19 protein-coding genes, 1 pseudogene and 2 riboswitches are annotated in these 20,444 nt (G+C 63.1%); of the genes and pseudogenes, 5 read left to right on the plus strand and 15 right to left on the minus strand.

Annotation, left to right across the window (positions count from 1 at the left end; all coding sequences use genetic code 11):
* Positions 1-159 (plus strand): annotated as a pseudogene (locus tag ACESY8_RS17320) (acryloyl-CoA reductase electron transfer subunit beta); the annotation flags it as partial.
* 109 nt (positions 160-268) lie between these two features.
* Positions 269-1,117 carry a DMT family transporter gene (locus ACESY8_RS17325; RefSeq protein WP_007493356.1) on the plus strand — a complete coding sequence of 283 codons (849 nt, stop codon included), beginning with the start codon at positions 269-271 and terminating at the stop codon, positions 1,115-1,117.
* 24 nt (positions 1,118-1,141) lie between these two features.
* Here the strand turns inward: ACESY8_RS17325 and ACESY8_RS17330 are convergent, their stop codons facing one another.
* The 12 genes from ACESY8_RS17330 to ACESY8_RS17385 all read right to left on the minus strand — a co-directional run bounded on the left by ACESY8_RS17330 (position 1,142) and on the right by ACESY8_RS17385 (position 12,892).
* The gene (locus ACESY8_RS17330; protein WP_054339266.1) at positions 1,142-2,596 is read right to left on the minus strand and encodes a sodium-dependent transporter; all 1,455 of its coding nucleotides are present in this window, start codon (positions 2,594-2,596) and stop codon (positions 1,142-1,144) included.
* An 81-nt stretch (positions 2,597-2,677) separates the two neighbouring features.
* Positions 2,678-2,950 carry a DUF6514 family protein gene (locus ACESY8_RS17335; RefSeq protein ID WP_024723550.1) on the minus strand — a complete coding sequence of 91 codons (273 nt, stop codon included), beginning with the start codon at positions 2,948-2,950 and terminating at the stop codon, positions 2,678-2,680.
* A 246-nt stretch (positions 2,951-3,196) separates the two neighbouring features.
* Positions 3,197-4,444, minus strand: a complete 1,248-nt coding sequence (locus tag ACESY8_RS17340) for a dihydrolipoyl dehydrogenase family protein (RefSeq protein WP_498794900.1) — start codon at positions 4,442-4,444, stop codon at positions 3,197-3,199.
* Between the two features lie 16 nt (positions 4,445-4,460).
* Positions 4,461-5,882 (minus strand): aminomethyl-transferring glycine dehydrogenase subunit GcvPB, encoded by a 1,422-nt coding sequence (gcvPB, locus tag ACESY8_RS17345; protein WP_055181241.1) that lies wholly within the window; start codon positions 5,880-5,882, stop codon positions 4,461-4,463.
* Entirely contained in the window at positions 5,879-7,186 is a 1,308-nt protein-coding gene (gcvPA, locus tag ACESY8_RS17350; protein ID WP_054339267.1) for an aminomethyl-transferring glycine dehydrogenase subunit GcvPA, read from the minus strand. The genes gcvPB and gcvPA overlap by 4 nt, the downstream gene beginning before the upstream one ends.
* Before the next feature lies 1 nt (position 7,187).
* A complete protein-coding gene (gene gcvH / locus ACESY8_RS17355; protein ID WP_009259017.1) occupies positions 7,188-7,568 on the minus strand; it encodes a glycine cleavage system protein GcvH in 381 nt (126 codons plus the stop codon).
* Positions 7,569-7,650: 82 nt separating this feature from the next.
* Entirely contained in the window at positions 7,651-8,715 is a 1,065-nt protein-coding gene (gene gcvT, locus ACESY8_RS17360) for a glycine cleavage system aminomethyltransferase GcvT (RefSeq protein ID WP_054339268.1), read from the minus strand.
* A gap of 59 nt (positions 8,716-8,774) precedes the next feature.
* A riboswitch (glycine riboswitch) is annotated at positions 8,775-8,836 on the minus strand.
* A gap of 3 nt (positions 8,837-8,839) precedes the next feature.
* Positions 8,840-8,925, minus strand: a riboswitch (glycine riboswitch).
* 63 nt (positions 8,926-8,988) lie between these two features.
* Positions 8,989-9,594 carry a 4Fe-4S binding protein gene (locus ACESY8_RS17365; protein ID WP_349933540.1) on the minus strand — a complete coding sequence of 202 codons (606 nt, stop codon included), beginning with the start codon at positions 9,592-9,594 and terminating at the stop codon, positions 8,989-8,991.
* Entirely contained in the window at positions 9,591-9,800 is a 210-nt protein-coding gene (locus tag ACESY8_RS17370) for a 4Fe-4S binding protein (RefSeq protein ID WP_081032462.1), read from the minus strand. Before ACESY8_RS17370 ends, ACESY8_RS17365 begins: the two co-directional genes overlap by 4 nt.
* Before the next feature lie 197 nt (positions 9,801-9,997).
* Positions 9,998-10,681, minus strand: coding sequence for a hypothetical protein (locus ACESY8_RS17375; RefSeq protein WP_054339270.1), 684 nt, complete (start codon positions 10,679-10,681; stop codon positions 9,998-10,000).
* 152 nt (positions 10,682-10,833) lie between these two features.
* On the minus strand, positions 10,834-12,240 hold the full coding sequence (locus tag ACESY8_RS17380) for a Sapep family Mn(2+)-dependent dipeptidase (protein WP_044938975.1): 1,407 nt from the start codon (positions 12,238-12,240) through the stop codon (positions 10,834-10,836).
* 4 nt (positions 12,241-12,244) lie between these two features.
* Positions 12,245-12,892 carry a helix-turn-helix transcriptional regulator gene (locus tag ACESY8_RS17385; RefSeq protein WP_007493385.1) on the minus strand — a complete coding sequence of 216 codons (648 nt, stop codon included), beginning with the start codon at positions 12,890-12,892 and terminating at the stop codon, positions 12,245-12,247.
* Between the two features lie 122 nt (positions 12,893-13,014).
* On the opposite strand from ACESY8_RS17385, the gene ACESY8_RS17390 reads away from it, so the two are divergent.
* The 3 genes from ACESY8_RS17390 to ACESY8_RS17400 all read left to right on the plus strand — a co-directional run bounded on the left by ACESY8_RS17390 (position 13,015) and on the right by ACESY8_RS17400 (position 17,222).
* Complete coding sequence (locus tag ACESY8_RS17390) at positions 13,015-13,536, plus strand: transcription repressor NadR (protein WP_009259024.1); 522 nt, start codon at positions 13,015-13,017, stop codon at positions 13,534-13,536.
* A 142-nt stretch (positions 13,537-13,678) separates the two neighbouring features.
* A complete protein-coding gene (locus ACESY8_RS17395; protein ID WP_054339271.1) occupies positions 13,679-15,340 on the plus strand; it encodes a Na+/H+ antiporter NhaC family protein in 1,662 nt (553 codons plus the stop codon).
* A 217-nt stretch (positions 15,341-15,557) separates the two neighbouring features.
* Positions 15,558-17,222, plus strand: a complete 1,665-nt coding sequence (locus tag ACESY8_RS17400; protein WP_051381950.1) for a Na+/H+ antiporter NhaC family protein — start codon at positions 15,558-15,560, stop codon at positions 17,220-17,222.
* 59 nt (positions 17,223-17,281) lie between these two features.
* Here the strand turns inward: ACESY8_RS17400 and ACESY8_RS17405 are convergent, their stop codons facing one another.
* The 3 genes from ACESY8_RS17405 to ACESY8_RS17415 form a co-directional block, all read right to left on the minus strand.
* A complete protein-coding gene (locus tag ACESY8_RS17405) occupies positions 17,282-18,421 on the minus strand; it encodes a DHHW family protein (protein WP_021633281.1) in 1,140 nt (379 codons plus the stop codon).
* 15 nt (positions 18,422-18,436) lie between these two features.
* Positions 18,437-19,837 (minus strand): MBOAT family O-acyltransferase, encoded by a 1,401-nt coding sequence (locus ACESY8_RS17410; RefSeq protein ID WP_054339272.1) that lies wholly within the window; start codon positions 19,835-19,837, stop codon positions 18,437-18,439.
* A gap of 81 nt (positions 19,838-19,918) precedes the next feature.
* Positions 19,919-20,444, minus strand: a 526-nt coding sequence (locus tag ACESY8_RS17415) for a DUF4358 domain-containing protein (protein WP_498794901.1), incomplete at its 5' end; no start/stop codon positions are given.

Raw genomic sequence — 20,444 nt, forward strand, 5'->3', positions numbered from 1 at the left:
CACCTGGCTGGCATGCAGGACTCCGAGTGCATCATCGCGGTGAACAAGAACGAGTCCGCCCCCATCTTCGACGTGGCTTCTTACGGCATCGTGGGCGACCTCTACAAGGTCACCCCCATGCTCATCGAGGCCATCCGCGCCGCCAAGGCCGCGAAGTAAGAGGCACATTGCGCCACCAATACAGCGGAGGCCCTCCCCGGAGGGCCTCCGCTTTCTATCACAGCGGGGGAGGGGTTCCATAGCGGAGCGGAACGCAAAACTGATTCTCATGGTGGGTGTGCTGGGCGTCTCCGCCTCGGCCATTCTGGTGCGGTTTTCCCAGGCGCCGTCCGGGGTGACCGCAGCCTACCGCCTGGGCTGGACGGTGCTCCTGTTGCTTCCGGTAGTGCTCCTGCGGTGCCGTGCGGAACTGAGGCGGGTGACGGCGCGGGATTTGGTCCTGTGCGGGGCCAGCGGCGTTCTGCTTGCACTCCACTTCCTCACATGGTTTGAGTCCCTTAAGCGTACCAGCGTGGCCTCCTCCACGGTGCTGGTGAGCACCGAGGTGATTTTCACCGCCCTGGGCTTCGCCCTGTTCCTGCATGGAAAAATCCCACGGCTGGGGGTGTGGGCCATTCTCCTGGCCTTTGGGGGCAGCGCCCTGCTGGCCCTCTCCGGAGGCGGCGGGGCAGGGGAGCTGTCCGGCAACCTGCTGGCCCTGGCTGCGGCCTCGGCCGCCGCCGTCTATACCCTCATCGGACGGATACAGCGGGGCCATCTGTCTACCACGGTCTACACCTTTCTGACCTATCTGGCCTGCTTTCTCACCCTGCTGTTGGGCACCGCCGCGGCGGGGACGCCCCTGACGGGCTACGGCGGCCGGGAGTGGCTCATCGGTCTGGCGTTGGCGGTGCTGTGCACTCTCCTGGGACACAGCCTGTTTAGCTGGTGCCTCAAGTACCTGTCCCCATCCTACGTGTCCGCCGCAAAGCTGTGTGAGCCGGTCTTCTCCTCCCTGGCGGCCATCCCACTGTTCGGAGAGGTGCCCGGTCCACTCCAGCTTGCCGGAGGCGCGGCGGTGCTGGGAGCTGTCCTCCTCTACACCTGGGCGGAGCGTGAAAAAACTCCTGCCGGATGAGTCCGGCAGGAGTTTTTTCAGTCGTTAGGCGCCGAGGGCGGCCACGATAAAGGGCTTGAACTTGTCCCAGTAGCCCATGATGAAGATGATGAGCACAATGACGGGCAGGACGTACTTGAAGTAGAGGCGGAACTGGGCGGGGAAGCGGACGCCTCTGCCCTGGTTTGCTTCTTCCAGGAAGTGGTCGTAGCCCCAGCCATACTTTTTGGATATACAGCAGAACAGCAGGTAGATCATGGAGCCGATGGGGAGCAGGTTGTTGCTCACCAGGAAATCCTCCCAGTCCATAATGCCCATGCCCAGGGCCTTCACGCCGCTCCACAGGTTGTTGCCCAGCAGACAGGGCAGGCTCAGCAGGAAGATGAGCACCAGATTGGCCAGTACCGCCCTGCCACGGGAGATACCGAAGCGGTCCATCCAGCAGGCGAGGATATTCTCAAACACGGCGGTTACGGTGGACAGGGCGGCAAAGAACAGGAAAACGAAAAACAGCGCGCCCCAGAGCTGGCCGCCCGGCATGGCGTTGAACACATTGGGCAGGGTCACAAAGATCAGGCTGGGGCCCTGGCCGGGGTTGACGCCGAAAGCGAAGGCGGAGGGGAAGATGATCAGGCCGGAGACAAAGGCAACGCAGGTGTCCAGAACGCCCACGTTGATGGCCTCGCCGAACAGGCGGCGCTCCTTGCCGATGTAGCTGCCGAAAATGGCCATGGCGCCAATACCCAGGCTGAGGGTGAAGAAGGCCTGTCCCATGGCGTCATAGATGGCGCGGAACAGCCGAAAGCTGCCGTCGGCATCGTACATCAGGTTGTGGAAGTTGGGCACCAGGTAGAACTTCACGCCCTCCATGGCACCGGGAAGGGTAAGGGCGCGGACGGCCAGCACTACCAGCAGGGCCAGCAGGCAGAGCATCATGGCCTTGTTGACCTTCTCCACGCCGTTTTTCAGGCCGCGGCTGCAGATCAGCATACCCAGCACCACCACGATGCCCATGAACAGAAGCTGAATTCCTACGTTGCCCTGCATGGCGCCGAAAGCGTTTTCCACACCGGCGGCATCCAGGCCCCGGAATTCGCCGGCAGCCACCTTGAAGAAGTAAAGCAGCAGCCAGCCGGCGATGGTGGTGTAGAACATCATCAGCAGGTAATTGCCCGCCATGCCGAACCAGCCGTACCAGTGCCACTTGCTCCCCTTGGGCTCCAGGACCTGAAAGGAGGCCAGGATGCTCTTCCGGCTGGCCCGGCCCACGGAAAACTCCATGGCCATGATGGGCAGGCCCATGATGACCAGGAACAGCAGATAGATCAGCACAAAGGCCGCGCCGCCGTACTGCCCCACGATGTAGGGGAACCGCCAGACGTTGCCCAGGCCGATGGCGCACCCGGCGGAGATGAGCACAAAGCCCAGCCGGGACGCAAAGGTCTCTCTCTCTTTCACAATTGCATACCCTCCTTGGATCAGCCGCCACACGCGCAGCATTACACACATAATAGCGGATTTTGGAAGGTATGTCAATCAAAAGCGGCGCGTAACCCTTGTGTCATGGCGGAACGGGTACTTTTAAAGCCAATCAAGAACCACGTCCCGCAGGGTGACGGGGGAGACGCAGTTGCGCCGGAGGAGCTCCAGAAGCTGGTCAATGCGCTCCACGCTGACCGTGATGTTGGGCACCGATGCCTCCTCTCCGTCCGGTCCTGCCACCTTAACTCCATAGCTCTCGCAGGACAGGCCGCCGCCCAGCTCCATCTCGTCCACCAGAATGTAATACTGGAAGGAGTGTGCAGTGCCGTCCTCCTCTTCCCCCGTACAGGTATCGACTAATAGTTCCCTCATCTTGTATCTGCTCCCTTCTTCTTTGATCCGTAAGACCATTATATTGTATTTTCCAGCATTTGTAAAGGAGCGATCACCGCAGGTTTCGACACGGGAGGGCGGTTATGTCACCCGCAGAGAGGACTTCTGTCAACGAAAGCGCGAAGAAGGGGAGAGAACGGCGAGAATGGTCGAATTTGAGGGAGTGAATGTGGAAAGAAAAGAGGCGTCCGCCGGCAGCGGACGCCTCTTTGTGGAAAAAAGGGGCTAGGAGAGGGGAAAAGCCGCCTCCACGGCCTCGGAAATGGCCTCGGCAAAGGTGGGATGGGGGCGCACCGGGCGGAGCAGCTGCTCCGCCGTCAGCTCCAGCGTGACCGCCAAGGCGAGCTCGGAGATCAGATCGGTGGCCCGGTAACAGCACAACTGAGCCCCCAGCAGGGCGCGGCTCTCCCGGTGAAATACCAGCTTGACAAAGCCCCGCTTTTCCCCCTCGATGAGGGTACGGGCGTTGCCCCCCAGCACACACTTGACGGCGGCACAGGGGATGCCCCGGGCCCTGGCCTCGTCGGCGGTGAGTCCCACCTGGGCCAGCTCTGGGCTGGTGTAGACGCAGGCGGGGATGGGGGCCACTCCGCGGAGGGGGGCGCGGCCCAGCAGGAGGTCGGCCACAAAGCGCCCCTCCGCCTCCGCCTTGTGGGCCAGCATGGCCCCGCCGATGGCGTCCCCGATGGCGTAAATGGAGGGGATGGAGGTGCGGAACTGTCCGTCCACCCGGAGGAACCCCCGCTCCAGCTCCGGCAGGAGGTCCCCGGCAAAGAGGCCGCCGGTGGCGGGCCGCCGCCCGGTGGCCACCAGAACGGCGTCGGCCTCCAGCCGGTACGCCTCCCCCCGGTGGGTGAAGGCGACGGCAGGGCCGGGGGCGACGCCGGTGACGCCGGCTCCGGTGAACACCTCCACCCCGTCCTGCCTGAGCTGCGCGGCCAGACTCTGGCCCAGCTCCCGCTCCAGGGTGGGCAGGAGGCGGGGGGCCGCCTCCAGGATGGTGACGCGGGCGCCTGCGGCGGCCCAGACACACGCCAGCTCCACCCCGATCACTCCGCCGCCGATGATGGCCAGACGGTCCAGGGGACGCAGATCGGACAGCAGGCCGTCGCTGGTGACTACACCGGGTGTGTCCAGGCCGGGGATGGGGGGCAGGGCGGGCTCGGAACCCGCGGCGACCAGGATGTGGGCCGCCTCGTAGGCCGCGCCCCCCGCCTCCACCGTGTGGGGGCCGGTGACCACCGCCCGGTAAGGGATGAGTTCCACCCCGGCGGCCCGGAGCTGCTTCTCCTGGCCGGCGCGGAGGGTGGACACCACCCGCTCCACCTCTGCGGCCAGGGCGGGCCAGTCACAGCCCGGTCCCGCCCCGTGGAGGAGGGCCTTGGTGGGGACGCACCCCCGGTTGAGGCAGGTGCCCCCCACCTGGCGGGGCTCAAAGAGGGCCACGGACAGGCCGCCCTCCGCCGATGACAATCAGCTCATACACGGCTCAGCCCTCCGGGAAGGCGTACCGCACCACCGGGCGGCGGGCGGCGGCGGTCTCGTCGGGGCGGCCCACAGGCGTGCTCGCCGGGGCGGCGTGGAGGGCCTCCGGCTCCTCCTTCGCCCGGCGCAGAATCTCCGCCAGCACCGCCGCCGCCTCGTCCAGCGTCTCGGGGGACTCGGTCTCGGTAGGCTCGAACATCAGCGCCTCGTGGACGATCAGGGGGAAATACATGGTGGGCGGGTGGATGCCCGCGTCCAGCATGGACTTGGCCACGTCCAGGGCGGATACCCCCGTCTCCTTTTTCAGCTCCTCCAGGGTGAGCACAAACTCGTGCATGCACAGGCCGGGGAAGGCGGCGGTATAGCCCGCCTTCTCTAGCTTCCTTTTGAGATAGTTGGCGTTGAGCACCGCCGTGTGGGCGGCCTCGGCCACGCCGGTGTTTCCCAGCCGCAGCAGGTAGGCCAGGGCCTTGACGACCACCAGGAAGTTGGCGTGGAAGGCCCGCACCTGGCCGATGGAGTGCTCTCCGCCGTTGCGGCACAGGGCGGAGCCGGGCAGGAAGGGGGCCAGAAAGGCCTTGCACCCCACCGGGCCGCTGCCCGGGCCGCCGCCGCCGTGGGGGGTGGCGAAGGTCTTGTGGAGGTTGAGGTGGCACACGTCGAAGCCCATGTCGCCCGGCCGGGCCACCCCCATGATGGCGTTGAGGTTGGCCCCGTCGTAGTAGACGAGGCCCCCGGCGGCGTGGACGAGAGCGGTGAGCTCCAGGATGTCTTTCTCAAAGAGCCCCACGGTGTTGGGATTGGTGAGCATCAGCCCCGCCGTGTCGGGGCCGCAGGCGGCCCGCAGGGCCTCCAGATCCACCAGCCCCTCGGGGGTGGAGGGGATGTTTTTGACGGTGAAGCCCGCCATGGCGGCGGAGGCCGGGTTGGTGCCGTGGGCGGAGTCGGGCACCAGGATCACCGTGCGGCCCGTGTCCCCCCGGCTGTGGTGGTAGGCCTTGATGAGCAGCAGGCCCAGGAATTCCCCGTGGGCTCCTGCGGCGGGCTGGAGGGTGACGGCATCCATGCCGGTGATCTCACAGAGCAGGTGCTCTGTCCGATTCAGGACGGCCTGAGCGCCCTGCACGGTGTGGGCGGGCTGGAGGGGGTGCAGGCCGGTAAAGCCGGGCAGGGCGGCGGCCTCCTCCCCCAGCTTGGGGTTGTACTTCATGGTACAGGAGCCCAGTGGGTAGAAGCCGTCGCACACGCCGAAGGCCCGGCGGGCGAGGGCCTGATAGTGGCGGGACAGGTCGCTCTCCCCCAGCTCCGGCAGGCGGGGGACCGTTTTCCGCCGGTACTTCTCCGGCAGGGGGGCGGCGGGCACGTCCAGAGACGGCAGAAGATCGTTCCCCCGGCCAGGGCGGCTGCGCTCAAAAATCAGCTTCATCTGTCCAGCACCTCCTTGACAATGGACACGGCCTCGTCCAGCTCGGCGCGGCTCTGCTTCTCCGTGGCGCACCACAGCAGCCCGCCCTCCACCGGCCAGCCCCCCAGGATGCCGCGCGCCTCCAGGGCGGAAAGCACCTTCTGGGGTTCGGGCAGATCGGTGACAAACTCGTGGAAGAAGGGGCCGGGGTAGCGCAGGGACACGCCGGGCAGCCGGCACAGCTCTGCGGCCAGGTAGTGGGCCTTAGCGTGGCACTGCTCGCCCACCTGCCGAAGCCCGTCCGGCCCCATGAGGGACAGGTAGACGGAGGCGGTGAGGGCGCACAGCGCCTCGTTGGAGCACACGTTGGACGAGGCCTTCTCCCGGCGGATGTGCTGCTCCCGGGCCTGCAGGGTGAGGACAAAGGCCCGCTCTCCCCGGCTGTCCCGGGTCTCTCCCACGATGCGGCCGGGCAGCCTGCGCATGAGGGACTGGGAGGCGGCCATGAAGCCCAGGTAGGGCCCGCCCCAGGACAGGGGGAGGCCCAGGGGCTGTCCCTCGCCCACGGCGATGTCCGCCCCGCAGGCGCCGGGGGACTCCAGCACCCCCAGGGCGGCGGGGTTGACCCCGACGATCAGTCTGGCCCCGGCGGCGTGTACCTGCGCGGCCAGGGCGGGCAGATCCTCAAGCTGGCCGAAGAAGTTGGGCTGCTGGACATAGACGCAGGCGGTGGTCTCATCCAGCAGTCCGGTGAGATTGGTGACGCCGTTTTCCGCCGGGGCCGCCGCCACCTCGGTACCCGCGCCGAAGCTGTAGGTCCGGATAGTGGAAATTACGTCCGGGTGGGCCGCGCTGGACACCACGGCCCTCGTCCGCTTCCGCTCCCGGCACATGGCCACCGCCTCCGCCGCGGCGGAGGCCCCGTCATACACCGAGGCGTTGGCCGCATCCAGGCCGGTGAGCTCACAGATCATGGTCTGGAACTCGAAGATGGACTGGAGCACCCCCTGGCTGATCTCCGCCTGATAGGGGGTATAGGCCGTGACGAACTCCTCCTTAGAGGCGATGCGGCTCACCGCCGCGGGGATGTAGTGGTCGTAAGCCCCGGCCCCCCGCAGGATGGTGCGGAAGCGGAGGTTCTGCTCCGCCAGGGCCTCCAGGGTGCGGCGGACCTCCAGCTCCGACTGGGGAGGGGGCAGGTTCAGGGGGGCGGTGAGGCGCACGGACTCCGGCACGTCCCGGTACAGCGCCTCCGGGCCGGACAGGCCCAGGGCGGCGTACTGGGCGGCCCGCTCCGCCGCCGCGGCGGGCAGATATCCGGCCATGTCAGCCCTCCTCCGCGGCACAGTGGGCCTCGTAGGCCGCCGCGTCCAGCAGCTCCTCCTCATCGGTCATCTGCTCCACCTGGATCAGCCAGGCCCCGTAGGGGTCCTCGTTCACCAGGGCGGGATTGTCCAGCAGCTCCTCGTTGACCGCCTTTACCACACCGGACACAGGGGAGAGCACGTCGGACACCGCCTTCACCGACTCCACATCGCCGAGGGCCTCCCCGGCGGTGACAGGGTCCCCCTCCTGGGGCAGGTTGACAAAGACGATATCCCCCAGGGCGTGCTGGGCGAAGTCGGTGAGGCCGACGGTGCAGACGCCGTCCTCCTCCTTGAGCCACTCGTGGGATTTGGTATAGCGCAGTTCCTCGGGAATGTTCATAGTAATAACCTCCTGTATAATTTAAAATTGTTTTTATAAAATGAGCTGGGAAGGGGCGGCAGCCGGCGTGGCCGGTTTACCCTTATCCCCGCCGGTAGAAGGGCGTTTTGACCACCTGGGCGTCCACCCGGCGGCCCCGCACGTCCACCTGGAGCGGGGTGCCCGGTTCCTTGTACGCCGCGTCCACCAGGGCCAGGGCCACCGCCTGCCCCACCCAGGGGCAGTGGGTGCCGGAGGTGACCACGCCCACCTGCCGCCCGCCGTCGTACACCGGGCAGCCCTCCCGGGCGATGCCGCGCCCGGTCATCTGGAGACCCACCCGGCGGCGGGACACGGGGCGGGCCCGCTCCAGGGCGGCCTTGCCGATGAAGTCGGGCTTCTCAAGCTTGACGAAGATGCCCAGCCCCGCCTCGTAGGGGTTGATGGAGGGAGAGAGCTCGTGGCCGTAGAGGGGCATGGCGGCCTCCAGCCGCAGGGTATCCCGGGCCCCCAGGCCGCAGGGGAGGGCCCCGGCGGCCGTCAGCGCGTCCCAAAGGGCGGGGGCGTCCGCCGGGGCGCAGTAGAGCTCAAAGCCGTCCTCGCCGGTGTACCCGGTGCGGGAGACCAGGCAGGGCCGGCCGTCCACCGTGCCGTGGAGCACGGCGGTGTAGTTCTTCGCCGGAAGGTCCGCCGTCAGGGTGCGCAGCAGCGCCTCCGCACCGGGCCCCTGGAGGGCGAGCTGGGCCGTCTGGTCGGAGAGATCCTCCAAAGTGCAGTCCCCGGCCAGGTGGGCGGTCATCCAATCCCGGTCCTTGGCGGTGTTGGAGGCGTTGACCACCGCCAGCCAGGCCGTGTCTGAGTAGCGGTAGACGATCAGATCGTCCACCACGCCTCCGTCCTCGTAGCACATGGGGGAATAGCGGGCCTGGCCGTCCGCCATGCCGGAAAAGTCGTTGGTCATGAGCCGGTTGAGGTTGGCCAGGGCATCGGGGCCCCGGAGGAGCAGCTCTCCCATGTGGCTGACGTCGAACAGGCCGCAGCCGGTGCGCACGGCCCTGTGCTCGGCGATGACGCCGGAGTACTGCACCGGCAGCAGCCATCCGGCAAAGGGAACCAGCTTGCCCCCCGCCGCCGTGTGGCGGTCGTAGAGCGGAGTTTTGCGTTCCATTTCCATGCCCTCCTTTAAAATTGGGGTCAAAAAAAGCGCATGGCAATGCTGCCATGCGCCTCTGTTCGGTTGCCTGAGAGTTTTGCCCCCGTCGGCGCGGACTGCGGTCCGCTTTCCAGAGCCTCGTCCGGGGCCGGTCCTTCTGCCTGAGAGATCACTGCGCTGCCCCTTCGGCGGCGGCGGTGTGCCGCGCTCTCCCCACCCCATCATCCGACCATATGAACTTCAGTAGGACTTCTATACTTTATAGTATACGGGACGGAGGGGAAAATGTCAACTACCTTCTGCCGGGGAGTGGAGGGCGGCCTCTCCCCGGTGCTTCCCCCGGCAGATAAGCTGGGTCATGGTGCCCATAGGGCAATACACACACCATGAGCGGGGTTTGAAAAGCACCATTGTGACCAGCCCCAGCACCGTAGAGGTGAGCATGACGCTGTAAAAGCCAAAGGCGAATTGGGCAACGCCGGGGGAAAAGAGGGTTCCATAGTAGGCCCAGTGCCAAGGCAGCCGGAACGTCCAAAGCAGAGTGACGGCCTGGCGCAGCTCCTGCGCGCCGGCAAAGACCAGATATGTGCTCCAGAGCATCTGGAAGAACATCAGCAGAAAAAAGCCCAAAAACCCGTAGCGGAACGCCTTGCTTTTCATCCACCGGGGAATATCGGCCCGCCGGGAGAGGCCGAAGCGTCCACCCAGCAGGCTGAACAACTGTCCCCGTCCACAAAAGCGGTTGCAGTAGCCCTTGTCCCCGCCCGCAAAGGCGATGACCAGAGGGATGAAAAAGCAGAGGAGGCCCAACCAGGTAAAGAGGATGTTGAAGAAGCCCAACACCAGATAGAGGAGAGAGGCGATCCAGAGGAAGTCATACCAGCGCTTTTTCATGGGCGATTCTCCTCCAGTGTAATTATGGTAGCCGGGCACTCCGCCGCGCACTTGCCGCAGCCGACGCATCGGTCTGCATCCACCCGGGCTGTGATACCGTTCCAGATTCGGATGGCGGAGAGGGGACAGACGCGGACACAGCAGCCGCAGGCCACGCAATCCGCCCCGATCTTTGCCGTTCTTCGGTGGTGTTTTTGCAAATCCATAGGCAACCTCCTTACTGAGATGCGCCCAGTATAGGGGATGGACGGGGCTGCCGTCTGTGATAAACTCACACAGATGTGCGGAAGTGTACGGCCTGCCGTTCGGGGCGGCATCTGGCGCGGGCCATTTTTCCGATGACAGATGCCCCATGTAACGCAAAAGCGCCGCAGACTGAAACCAATCTGCGGCGCATGTGTACTCAGAAGTTGTAGTCAAGGATCAGCCAGTCCAGGTCGCTGAAATCCTGCTCATCCAGGGACCAGTAGTTGTCGTCGCCCAGGGTGATCTGCACCACCTTGCTCTGGGCCTCCAGATACTCCGCCTCGGGCAGCTTTTCCAAGGTCAGGTCGATGACCAAGCGGCACCACTCCGCGTCATAAGCGGCGTACTCCTCATCGGTCATGGAGTCCACGTCCTGGCTGTAGAGAGCTTCGGCGCGGGCGTCGGGGGTGTCGCCCCACAGGGCCTCGGCAACCCGGTCAAATACGTCCAGAGGCTCCACAGTGACTTTGACGCCGAAGGTGCTGTCGTCCACCTCCGTGGCGGTATCCACGGTGTACTTGGCCTTGGCGTAGACCTGCTTATACATGTCAACTACCTCGGCCTTGAGTTCGTCGGTCAGGTCGTCGATCAGGAAGGCGGAGGCGAAAAAGTCAGCCTCGGTCTCCAGGCTGGACAGGTAGGTTTCCTCAGCCTCATTCTCGGTAATGTCGATCAGCTCCAGGAAGTCGGGATCATAAACGCCTTTGTAGTTCTCGTCCAGAATACCCTGAACATACGTGGTGGCATCGTCGGCGCTGAGACCGCCGCCGCAGGCGGAAAGGGATAGGACGAAGGTGAGGGACAGAGCGGCTGCGGTAACACGTTTCCAGATTTTGCGCATAGGGGTTCCTCGCTTTCTCTTCTCTTTTTTGAGTTCCGGTTCTCTTTATTTTATATAGTACGCGCCGGGGCGCGGACCGGATGGGGAACGGCCTGCGGCGGAATTGCCGCAGCAAAGCCCATGGGCTTTGCTCAAGGGGGCTGAAGGCGGACTCAGCCGCACAGGTCGATGATGGCCTGGGTAAAGATCTTGGCGGCGGTGAGCTGGTCGGCAATGCAGGTGTGCTCGTCGGCGCCGTGCATGTTGCCGTTAAAGCCGGGCATACAGCAGCCGAAAGCCACGCCGCCGGGAATATCGTGGACGTAGGTGCCTCCGCCGATGGCCAGGCACTCCCCCTTGTAGTCGGTGTACTGCTCGTAGCACTTGAGCAGGGCCTTGACCAGCGGGGAGTCAGCGGGGGTGTGGTGGGGAGCGTCCATCTCGCCGGAGACGGAAAAGCCAAACTTGGAAAAAGATGCCTCTGCGGCGGTGCGGCAGTTCTCATCGTTGGCGCAGATGGGTACCCGGCTGTCAAACTGGCCCTCCAGGCCGGTGCCGGTGACGGTCAGCAGGGAAAAGGCCAGGGTCAGCGCCCCGGACAGCTCATCGGACTGGGCGATGCCCAGGGCCTTGCCGGCGCAGTCGCCGTGAGGGAAGAGGGCGCTCAGGGCGCGGAGGGCGGCGGTGGAGCCCACCTTGGCCAGGGGAAGGGAGCAGAGCAGATGGAGCAGGCCGGTGATGGCGTTGACGCCCTCCTCCGGCAGGGAGGCGTGGGCGCCCTTGCCGCGGCAGAGGATGTGCAGGCTGTCCCCCTCCTCGCGCAGCTCGTAGCGCACGCCGGTCTCGGCGGCGGCCCGGTCGCAATAGGGGCGGGCGGCGTCGGCGGACAGGCCGGCCACCAAGCACTCGGCCTCCGGCGGGAGCACGTTGATGCGGAAGCCACCGCGGAACTCGGTCACCCGGGGGGTGGCGGTCTCCGCGGGCCAGGACTTGGTGAACACCGGCTTATAGCTGCCCTTCTCGATGTTGATGAGGGGGAACTCCGCGTCGGGGGAGAAGGCATAGGGGGCGTAGGGCTCCCGGGCGTAGTAGTAGGCGATGTCGCTGGAACCGCTCTCCTCGTCGGTGCCCATCAGCAGGCGGGCGTTGCGCCGGAGGGGGACGCCCAGCTCCTTCACGGCCTTCATGGCCAGCAGGACAGCGGCCACGGGGCCCTTGTCATCGTCGGTGCCCCGGCCGTAGAGCATGCCGTCCACCTCCTTGGGCACATAGGGCTCCGTCACTGTCCAGCCGGTGCCCTCGCCCACCACGTCCAGGTGGCAGAGAATGTGAAGGGCGGTCTCCTTGTCGTTGAGATCAGCGGTGCCCACGTAGTTATCGTAGTTGCGGGTGGCAAAGCCCAGCTCTTCGGCCAGCTTCAGACCCTCCGCCAGGGCGGCGGCGGGGCCGGGGCCGAAGGGCATGCCAGGCAAGGGCTCCTCCCGCACGCTGCGAATGCGTACCAGCCGGGAGATGGCCTCCACCAGCTCAGCCCGGCGCTCAGGGGCGTCAAAATAGGCGTTGATTTTTTCCTCGTACATGGCGTTATTCCTCCTCGCTCTCCTCCGCATGGGCGCCGGTCAGCTCACCCAGGTATTTATAGACCGTATACCGGGAGACCTGGAGCCGCTTGGCCACAAAAGGCACCGACTTGCGGAAGGAGAAAGCGTTCTTTTGGTCCAGAAGGGCGATGATCTTCATCCGGTCCCGCTTGTTCAGGGCGCTGACCGGCTTGCCAACGGCGGCCAGACACTCGTCAAAGACATCGGCCAGACGGCTGTCCCCGCCGTGCCACAGGGCGCTCTGAAGGTCGGCCTCCGCGCTCATGAGGTCCACCAGAATGCGGTTGGCGTACACCAGGGAGCTGTAGTCGAAGTTGATGCCAAGGGCCAGGTTGTATCCCTCCCCGATGAGGTGGAAGGTGCTGCTCTTGATCTGCTGGCCCGATGGGGTGGTGGCGTAGAGATTGACGAAGTCGGTTACCAGAGCGTCCTCGTCCAGCTCCTTGGCGGTGCCCAGGATGTCCAGGGTGGAGCCCACGGTCCGGCCGGAGACGTGCCCGTTGTAGATGGACAGGATGGGGTGGCGGGGGTCCCCCATGTCGTGGACCAGGGTCTCACAGGTGGAGCCGAACATCTCCGCGATGCCGCGGGCCGTCCGGTCCAGAAATTCAAAGGCTTCCTCACGGTCCATTGCCACAGCTCCTTTCCAGCAAACGATCAACCTTATTCTAACCGGACGCCGGGGAAAAAGCAAGATGATTTACAGATGGAGCGGGAACTGGTATACTGGGAGAAGAAAGGGGGAATTGTCACATGTCAATGTCAGCCGCGCAGGCCAGGCGGCAGGCCGTGGCCCAGGCGCTGGAGGAGGCCGTGGGGCCGGTGAGCGCCGCCGCCTTGGCCGAGCGCTTCTCCGTCAGCCGGCAGATCATCGTGGGCGATGTGGCCCTGCTCCGGGCCGGAGGGACGGATATCCTGGCCACGCCCCGGGGGTATCTCCTGGGCGGACGGGGAGGCGGCGTGGAGCGCACCGTGGCCTGTGTTCACGCTCCGGAGGAGATGGAGCGGGAGCTCAACGCCATCGTGGACGCCGGGGGCGAGGTGGTGGACGTAATCGTGGAGCACCCGGTTTACGGCCAGCTCACCGGACTGCTGGGGGTGCGCTCCCGGTACGACGTGGCTGAGTTCGTCCGGCGGGTGGAGGAGCACGGAGCCCGTCCGCTCTCAGCATTGACCGGCGGAATCCACCTGCACACGGTCCGCTGCCCCGATGAGAAAACGTTCCGCAGAGTGAGGAAATCACTGGAAGCTGAGAACTTTTTGCTTAATATGTGAAATTTGACTTACTAAAGTGTGATGGTATATATTAAATTTGACGAAAAAGTATTGCCAAATTGTGAATGATGGTGTATCATAAGGTACGAATCCTAGGGTTGGGGAGGCTTTTAGGATTCGCATTAAATAAGGGAGGGTTATTATGAACTCACCACGCATGAGACGCTTTGGGAAACTCTTGCTCGTCGTATTCGCCCTTGCATGTGTTCTTACCACAGCCGCATTCGCAGAAGGTGACGCTGAGGTTGTCAGCGCGGTTCACGGTACCATCGCGTCCCTGCTGCCGCCCGTCGTGGCCATCGGCCTGGCGCTGATCACCAAGGAAGTCTACTCGTCGCTGTTCCTGGGTATCCTGGTTGGCTGCTTCCTGCAGGTCAACGGCAATCCCATCGACGCGTTCCAGTTCTTTGTCAGCCACCTGTGCTCCAATGCCGGCGGCAACATGGGTATCCTGATGTTCCTGGTCATCCTGGGCACCATGGTGGCCCTGATGATCCGGGCCGGCGGCTCCAAGGCCTACGGCGACTGGGCTGTGTCCCACATCAAGACCAAATCCGGCGCCCTGTGGTCCACCTTCATCCTGGCGATTGTGCTGGGCGTGGATGACTACTTCAACAACCTGACCACCGGCAACGTGATGCGCCCTGTGGCCGACGGCCACCACATCTCCCGCGCCAAGCTGTCCTACATGTGCGACGCCACTGCGGCGCCTGTTTGTATCATGATGCCCGTCTCCTCCTGGGCGGCGGCCGTTACCGGCGTAATCGGCAATGAGGAGGTCGGCTTCCAGATCTTCCTGCGGGCCATCCCCTTCAACTACTACGCCATCCTGACCCTGGTGTTCATCATTGTGATGACCTGCCTCAACATCGACTACGGCCCCATGCGCACCCACGAGCTCAACGCCGCCAAGGGCGACCTCTATACCACTCCTGAGCGTCCCTTTGAGAATGCCGCTGAGATGAAGTTTAATCCCGATGGCAAGGTCATCGACCTGGTCATTCCTGTTATTATCCTGATCATCGGCTGCGTGTCCTCGATGATCTATGTGGGCTTCCAGAACGGAGGCCATGACCTCATCACCGCCTTTGCCAACACCTCCGCCTTTGACGCCCTGCCTCTGGGCTCTCTGATCGCCCTGATCATCAACATGATTTATTTCATGGTGCGCCGCTCCATGAAGTTCACCGAACTGATGGACTGCCTGCCCGAGGGCTTCAAGCAGATGGTGCCCGCCATCCTGATCCTGTGCCTGGCCTGGACCATCGGCGACGTGACCAAGGGCCTTGGTGCCCCCGAGTTTGTGGCCGGCATCGTGAAGAACCTCAGCGGCAGCCTGTATGCCCTGCTGCCCGCCGTAGTGTTCATCATCGCCGCGTTCCTGGGTTTCGCCACCGGTACCTCCTGGGGCACCTTCTCCATCCTGCTGCCCATCGTCATCCCGGTGTTCTCCGGCGGTACTCCTGCTGTGGATCTGACCGTGGGTGACCTGAACAACAACCTGCTGATGATCTCCATCGCTGCCACTTTGGGCGGCGCGGTTATGGGCGACCACTGCTCTCCCATCTCCGACACCACGATCATGGCGTCCTCTGGCGCTCAGTGCTACCACCTGAACCACGTGGCCACTCAGTTGCCCTACGCTGTGACCGTCGCGGTTGTGGCCTTCGTCAACTATATCATCACCGCGTTTATCCAGGTTCCCTTCATCTGCCTGCCCATCGCCATTGTCTCTATGGTGCTTGTCATGCTGGTGATCGGCAAGGTCAACCACTCCATGAACGCCCACTCTCAGCGCGATTAACTCTTACATAAAAAACCCCCCGCTCTTGGAGCGGGGGGTTTTTTGCGCAGCACATGACTTTTTTTACAAAAATTTAGCGATTATTCTGTCGGATATTGACAAAGTGTGTTAAGATTTGCAAAAATCTATTGTCAAACTGTTAACAATCTTGTATGATAGCCCTCGAGTCCTTGGGTTGGGGAGCTTTTAGGATTCACAATTTCGTAGGAGGGCCATTATGAATTCACCACGTATGAAACGGTTCGGCCAATTCCTGCTGGTCATTTTCGCGCTTGCATGTGTCCTGATGACAGCAGCATTTGCCGAGGGCGACGTGGAGCATACCAGCTTTGTCTGGGGCACCGTCGCATCCTTGCTCCCGCCGGTGGCGGCCATCGTCCTGGCTTTGATCACCAAGGAAGTGTATTCGTCTTTGTTCCTGGGCATTATCGTGGGCTGCTTCCTGTATACCAACGGCAGCCCCATTGATGCGTTCCAGGATTTTGTCTCCCGCCTGACATCCAATGCCGGCGGCAACATGGGCATTCTGATGTTCCTAGTCATTCTGGGCACCATGGTAGCCCTGATGATCCGGGCCGGCGGCTCCAAGGCCTATGGCGACTGGGCTGTGAGCCATATCAAGACCAAGTCCGGCGCCCTGTGGTCCACCTTCATCCTGGCCATCGTGCTGGGCGTGGACGACTACTTCAATAACCTGACCACCGGTAATGTGATGCGGCCCGTCACCGACGGCCACCACATCTCCCGCGCCAAGCTGTCCTATATGTGCGACGCCACTGCGGCCCCTGTGTGCATTATGATGCCCGTCTCCTCCTGGGCGGCGGCTGTCACCGGTATCATCGGCAACGAGGAGGTGGGCTTCCAGATCTTCCTGAAAGCCATCCCCTACAACTATTACGCCATTCTGACCCTGGTGTTCATCGTTGTGATGACCTGCCTGAATATCGACTACGGTCCCATGCGCAAGCATGAGAACAACGCCGCCAAGGGCGACCTCTACACCACGCCCGAACGCCCCTTTGCCGGTGTGGAAGAGATGAAGTTCAATCCCAATGGCAAGGTCATTGATCTGGTACTGCCGGTGCTTGTGCTGGTGGGGGGCTGCGTGGGCTCCATGGTCTATGTGGGCTACCAGAACGGCGGCACCGACCTCATCACCGCCTTCGCCAATACCTCCGCCTTTGACGCCCTGCCTCTCGGCTCCCTGGTTGCCCTGATCTTTACCATGATCTTCTTCATGGTGCGCCGGGCCATGAGCTTCACTGAGCTGATGGACTGCCTGCCCAACGGCTTCAAGCAGATGGTGCCCGCCATCCTGATCCTGTGCCTGGCCTGGACCATCGGCGACGTGACCAAGGCCCTCGGCGCCCCCGAGTTTGTGGCGGACCTGGTGTCCAAGTTCGGCCCCGGCCTGAAGAACTTCCTGCCCGCCGTGGTATTCCTGATCGCCGCGTTCCTGGGTTTCGCCACCGGCACCTCCTGGGGCACCTTCACCATCCTGCTGCCCATCGTCATCCCGGTGTTCTCCGGCGGCATTCCCGCTGCCGATCTGACCTCGGAACTGATCAACGGCAACGATATGCTGATGATTGCCATCGCGGCCACCCTGGGCGGCGCAGTTATGGGCGACCACTGCTCTCCCATCTCCGACACCACGATCATGGCGTCCTCCGGCGCCCAATGCTACCACCTCAACCACGTGGCGACTCAGCTGCCCTACGCCATGACGGTGGCCGCCGTGTGCTTCGCCAACTACATTCTCGCATCCTTTATTCAGAATGTGGTTATCAATCTGGCCATTGCCATTGTGTGTATGGTAGTAGTCCTGCTGGTGATCGGCAAGCTGAACCACTCCATGAACCGCCACTCCCAGCGCGACTGAAATCCGCAGAGCTGATCAAAAATCCCCCGCTCCTTAGAGAGCGGGGGATTTTTTGCGGCTTATTTCGCAATCCAGAGCAGGTTGCTGTCGGTGACGAAGTTGGGCACGCTGTAGAGCACCAGAGCCTGGTCGATGCCGTTCTGGGCGATATAGTCGGCGATGGAGAGCTTGTAGTAGCGCAGATCCAGCAGGTGGATCTCAGAGAAGTGGGGGGTGAGGAAGGGCACCAGGGAGTCGGCGTAGGAGTCCCGGATTATCAGCAGCCTGGGGCCGTCGGGATTGTTGGCGTTCTTTACGACGCCCAAAGGCTGGTTGCCGCCCAGGAACATGGAGTACTTGTCCTTGACGGAGAGGAAGGAGGTGTCGTAGAGCTGCCGGGGTTCCTCCACCGGGTTGCCCTTGTTGTCGTAGGTGTGACTCGCCACGGTGATGCCGTCGTCGGGCACGTAGGTAGAGATGGTGTCCGGGCGCACCCACCGCACGCCGGAGGAGGAGAACACGGTGCCGTAGAACGCGGTGGAGCGGACGGTCTCGGTGTAGTCGTTCAGGGGTACGGGGGTGTAGCCCAGGGCGGTGGCCAGTCCGGTATAGCCGTAGTAAGCCCCCAGGCTGGTCCAGTGGTGGTCGGTGCGGTAGAAGATGTCCTCGCCCTTGTGCTCCCACAGGGGGGTGTAGAGGTCGGCCCAGGACGCACCGGGCACGGCAGCCTTGGCCTGCTCCAGAATGGCGGTCTGGCTGGCGTTGGGGGCTCCGGCGGGCAGCCGGTCGGCCCAGATGCAGGCTTGGGTGGGGATCAGGGAGAAGGTCACAGGGATATCCACATTTTCCACAAAGTTGTTCACATAATTCAGATTATTCGTCACCTTTTCCCCGTCTGGCTCGTCGAAGCGGGAGATCAGGGTGTCACCGGCGGCAAAATAGACATTGTTGTTCTCTTTCTTGCCCAGGACACGCTCGGTGGTGGACTTGAGGGCGATCCAGCCGTCCCGCCCCACAAACTGATCGGTGGTGTAGGTTTCGAAGTCCTTCATAAACTGCCCGTTCAGCAGGGTTTTGACACTGGGGACGGGGAGCTGCTCCAGGTTGCGGTTCTCCATCTGGGAGAAGGTGCGGTCGGGCGAGACGGCATTGGCCACCAGGAACACCCCGAGAAAGGCGCAGAACAGGGCGGAGAGGAAGATGCAGTATTTCTTTGTCATGGCTTGCCTCCTGAGTCAGAATCGGAAGTAGAGGAAGGGGTTGTAGGTGGCGTCCACCAGGTAGGCGGTGGAGAAGAGCAGCCCTGCCAGCAGCAGAATGGGGAGGAGCGCCAACCTGGGCTTTTCGGGCAGGCGCTTCCACAGCTTGGCGGCCAGCGGGGTGGAGGCCACAGCGGCGATGATAAGCATGGGGAGAAAAGAGAAAAAATAATACGATACGTTGTCGTTTGTCAGGCCGCCGCCCAGGCCGAACATGGCCTTGAGGTAGGCTCCCATATGGCCGAAGTCCTCCACGGCGAAGATGGCCCAGCTCACCAGTACCAGAAACAGGGTGTATAGGTGCTGGAGGGCGGCGGGAAGCTTCTGGAGGAGCTTGCCCAGGAAAGCCTTTTCCAAAATCAGCAGGACGGCGAAGTAGAGTCCCCAGATGAGGAAGTTCCAGCTCGCCCCGTGCCAGATGCCGGTGGCCGCCCACACCACCAGAAGGTTGAAAAACAGCCGGGGCTTGCTCACCCGGTTGCCTCCCAGGGGGATATAGAGGTACTCCCGGAACCAGGTGCCGAGGGAGATGTGCCACCGCCGCCAGAACTCGGTGACCGACTTGGCGATATAGGGGTAGTTGAAGTTGCGCATGAACTCGAAGCCCAGCATCCGGCCCAGGCCCACAGCCATGTCGGAGTAGCCGGAGAAGTCGAAGTAGAGCTGGAAAGCGAAAGCGGCCACGCCCAGCCATGCCCCAGCAGTGGTGAGCTCCCCGGCGGGGAGGGCCAGAATGGTATCCCACAGCTTGCCGATGTTGTTGGCCAGCAGGACCTTTTTCGCCAGGCCCACCACGAAGATCTGCACGCCGGAGGCAAACTGCTCGGGGGAGTGGGTGCGGTGGTCGATCTGGTCGCCCAGATCTTTGTATTTGATGATGGGACCGGCGATGAGCTGGGGGAAGAGTGTGACGAAGGTGCCGAAGTTGACGAGGCTGCGCTGCACCTTGGCGTCGTCCCGGTACACGTCGATGGTGTAGCTCATGGTCTGGAAGGTGTAGAAGGAGATGCCGATGGGCAGGCTCAGGCCTAGCTTCGGCATGAAGGAAAAACCGATGGCTTGGAGGCTGCCGGCAACGAAGTCCCAGTACTTGAAAAAGAACAGCAGAGCCAGATTGAAGATGACCGACGAGGCCACCGCCCACCGGGCCCCCCGGTCGTTGCCCCTGCGCTTGTACTTCTCCACCAGCATTCCGTGGGTGTAGTCGATGCCGATGGAGAGGAACATGATAAGGATATAGACCGGCTCTCCCCAGGCGTAGAACACCAGGTTGACCAGCAACAGCAACAGATTCCGCCATTTCAAAGGCGTAATATAGTACAGAAATAATACAATGGGGAGATATAAAAACAGGAAATACAGGCTGGAAAAGACCAACGAACCACCAACTCTCTTGTGAACTTCAGAAAAAGCCCGGCAGGTTGCCCTGCCGGGCACCCTTATTATACCCGCAAAAAATTACTTTGTATAGGTGTTAAATGCGGTTACCGCCTCGTCGGCGTACTCACTGACGGCGAAGAGGATGTAGTTGCCGTTGGTCACCAGCTTATAGTTCTGTACCAGCTCCAACTGCTCGGGCAGGTACTGGGACCACTGGGCCTCCAGATCATCCTGCCGTTTCTCCACGGCGGCCTTCACGGTATCCATCTTGCCGTCCTTCACCTTGGCGATAAAGAACTCGGTGGCCTGCACATTGACCATAGGCATCTTGCAGAGATAGCTGTCCAGATCAGCGGGATCAATGCCGTACAGGGCGGTCAGAGTGGCATCGTCCAGGTCGGTTAGGGAGGGAATGTCCAGCTTGGAGATGTCATTCCAGGTGGACTGCACCGCGTCCACCTGGGGCTCCGGCTCCACCGGCTCAGGGGTAGGCGTGGAAGTCGGCTTCTGCGTGGGCTTGGGGGTGGCGACCGGGGCGGAGGGTTTGGCGCTGGGTGCGGCGGAGGGAGCCTGGGAGGGAGTCTCCTCCGCGGGGGGCGTGGTC

The organism is Clostridium sp. ATCC BAA-442 (assembly GCF_964239415.1).
Taxonomy (GTDB): domain Bacteria; phylum Bacillota; class Clostridia; order Oscillospirales; family Oscillospiraceae; genus Flavonifractor; species Flavonifractor plautii.